This is a genomic window from Ulvibacterium marinum, assembly GCF_003626755.1.
GTDB classification, from domain to species: domain Bacteria; phylum Bacteroidota; class Bacteroidia; order Flavobacteriales; family Flavobacteriaceae; genus Ulvibacterium; species Ulvibacterium marinum.
The window spans coordinates 1-2912 of record NZ_RBCJ01000010.1 but is presented as its reverse complement, the minus strand read 5'-3'; the positions used below and the strand labels follow the sequence as shown (position 1 = coordinate 2912).

Here is a 2912-nt window from a genome sequence, read left to right as displayed (position 1 = left end):
TCCAGTGCGTCCTCAAATCGATGAATCTGAAAATAGGGATTTCTGGGAGGTGGAAGCTTCAAGCCCTTCAAAAGGGTCGGAATGTCCTTGAATATGGTCGTTTTACAGGACTACTCGGCACGTAAACTTTTAACGGGGCTGGCATTCGCAACTTTGATACTTCTGTAACTTATCGTCAGAAATGCTATGAGCATTGTAATCAGTCCGGCCAACGCGAAGATCCACCACTTTATTTCTATCCGATATGCAAAATCCTGTAACCATTTGCTCATCAGGTAATAGCCTAATGGAAATGCAATAATCATCGAAATCATAACCAATTTCAGAAAGTCCTTGGCGAGCAAACTTACGATCTGCGATGCCGAAGAACCCAATACCTTTCTAATGCCGATTTCCTTGAACCTCTGCTGGGCGGTAAAGGTAACCAGTCCGAAAAGGCCCAAACATGCAACAAATATGGTCAACAATGCAAATATCCTGAGAATGACCCCGATTTTTTGCTCTTTCAAATAAGTTTGGTTGTACAGTTCATCGAGCAAGGCGTAATCAAAAGGCTCCTCTCCGTTGAACTTCTGCCACAATTTTTCAGTATTTGAAATAAGACCCGCCATATCGGATGTGGCGGCACGGACTATAAGTCCCGAATTAGGTCTGTTCAACATAATCAACGGATCGACCATATTATAGAACGATTTGAAATGAAAATCCTTTACCACACCTATAACGGTCAAATCCTCGGTTCCCCCTTCGTTATCGGAGGCCACCGTAATCGTTTGCCCGATGGCATTATCCTTAAGACCGAAAATCTTTACCAAGGTCTCGTTCAGGATTACATTCGAGGATTCCGTTCCATAATCTTCCGAAAAATTTCTTCCAGCCACCAATTCCATTCCCATAGTAGGGATGTACCGTTCGTCTATCTCATATACGACCGTTCGTCTGATTGCATCAGGTTGACCATCAGGATATAGACTAGCAGCCGAATCGTAAGTTGGCCCTGCCGGCACAAAACCGGACATAGTTACATTGTCGACCCTTGGGTCGTTCAATAACTGTTCCTTGAAAGAATTTTCCTGTTCGCCCAATAGCCCGGAATCGCGAAGCACTAACATCTGTTCCTTATTATACCCAACGTTCTTGTCCTGAATAAAGGACATTTGTCGGTTCACAACCAGCGTTGCAACAATAAGTCCGGCCGAAATAACAAATTGAAAAACGACGAGTCCGTTTCTTAGGCCTTTATCATTTCCAGAACCTATGAACCTGTTCTTAAGTGCGGCTATCGGCTTGAAGGAGGATAGGAAAAAGGCAGGATAGCTACCTGCTAATATTGAAACGACCAACCCGATAATCAGCAAAAGACCAATACCCTGTACGTTAAGAAAAATACTGGGCAATAGCGTCTTGTCTGACAAACCATTGAACCACGGTAGCGATAGCACGACCAAAACTGTTGCCAGGAACATGGCCAAAAAGGTGGCTATCAATGATTCCGTTAAGAACTGGAATATCAATTGTTTTTTGTTCGAGCCAAGGACCTTCTTTATCCCTACTTCCTTTGCCCTTTTGGAAGCTCCCGCCGTAGAGAGGTTAATGAAATTTATACAGGCCACCAGTAATATGAACAATGCAATGATACCGAAGATATATACCGTTTTTATATCACCTCCCTCCTCGATTTCGGAACGGCCGACGAAATCGGAATAAAGATGAATATCGGTCAGGGGCTGAAGAAAAAATCCTACCTCGTTCCCCTTTTCCTTAAAATCGGACAGGGACATTCCCGTGGCCTGAGTTATCTGGGGTCCGACATACTTCTCGATTATACCGGGCAATTTTCTTTCAAGTTCCTTGAAATCATAACCTTCCTTGAGCAGCAGGAAATTGTAGTAGCTCGATCCCAGCCATATTATTTCCTTGGCATGATCAAGTCCTTCCATGGATGCGAAAAGGTCGAAATGAAAATGGGAGTTATCGGGTATGTTATCGATGACACCGGTTATTTTGAATTGTTGACCGGATTCTTCCATATCCAATGTTCTACCAATGGGATCCTCGTTCCCAAAATATTTAACGGCTTGTTCTTTGGTAATGACCATTGTATTGGGTTCCTTTAATGCCGTCATAGCATTACCCGAAATAAAGGGGAGCGTAAATACGCTGAAAAAATTTGGATCTACATATGCAAACTTGTTGTCCCTGTACGCAACCTTGTTATAGGAGATTTTCCGGATCCCGCCATCTTTGAGACGTGTACCCATGACGACTTCCGGAAATTCTTGTTGGAGAGTGGCGGCGGTCGGACCAGGTGTTACAGCCTCTTTTACAATTTCGCCGTTTATTTTTCCCCGGAATACTACGCGCACTATTTGGTCGGCCTTTTCGTTGTATCGATCGTAACTCAGTTCGTCAAAAATAAAAAGCAGGATAATAAAGGATGTTGCTATGCCCATGGCAAGTCCGGCTATATTTATGGAGAATAGCGCTTTGTTCTTTAAGATGTTCCGCCAAGCAATTTTAAGATGATTTTTGATCATGATCGATGAATTTTGATTTAAGCATTAGGATGTATCGGCAAATACTCAGGAATGATTAGTCCATACGTCCCATACAAATTAATTTGTTATCCAATTTAATGCCACATAAATAATAATCTAATATTCAGTATTTTAGGAGATGTGGTTAGTAATATTACTCTTTGGGTTGTAAAATAATTTGACAGCGTTTGTAAAAATAATTTACAGTTAATCCATGCATGAAGTTATAAGAGCCAATAACAGACTAAAATTTTTGAACAGTACCGTAAAACCAAGGTGGCCGTTGCACAACTCTGATTTGCATCAGTTCTTGCTTTCATAAGCGTTGGGAAATGGGTAACTTATGGTATGCAAGGCAGAAAGAACTACACCGAA

General features: G+C 42.0%; 1 protein-coding gene. It reads right to left on the bottom strand.

Features of this window, described 5'->3' with window-relative positions:
- Window positions 1-110: 110 nt before the first annotated feature.
- A complete protein-coding gene (locus D7Z94_RS25490) occupies window positions 111-2537 on the bottom strand; it encodes an ABC transporter permease (protein ID WP_120714494.1) in 2427 nt (808 codons plus the stop codon).
- Window positions 2538-2912 lie beyond the last annotated feature (375 nt).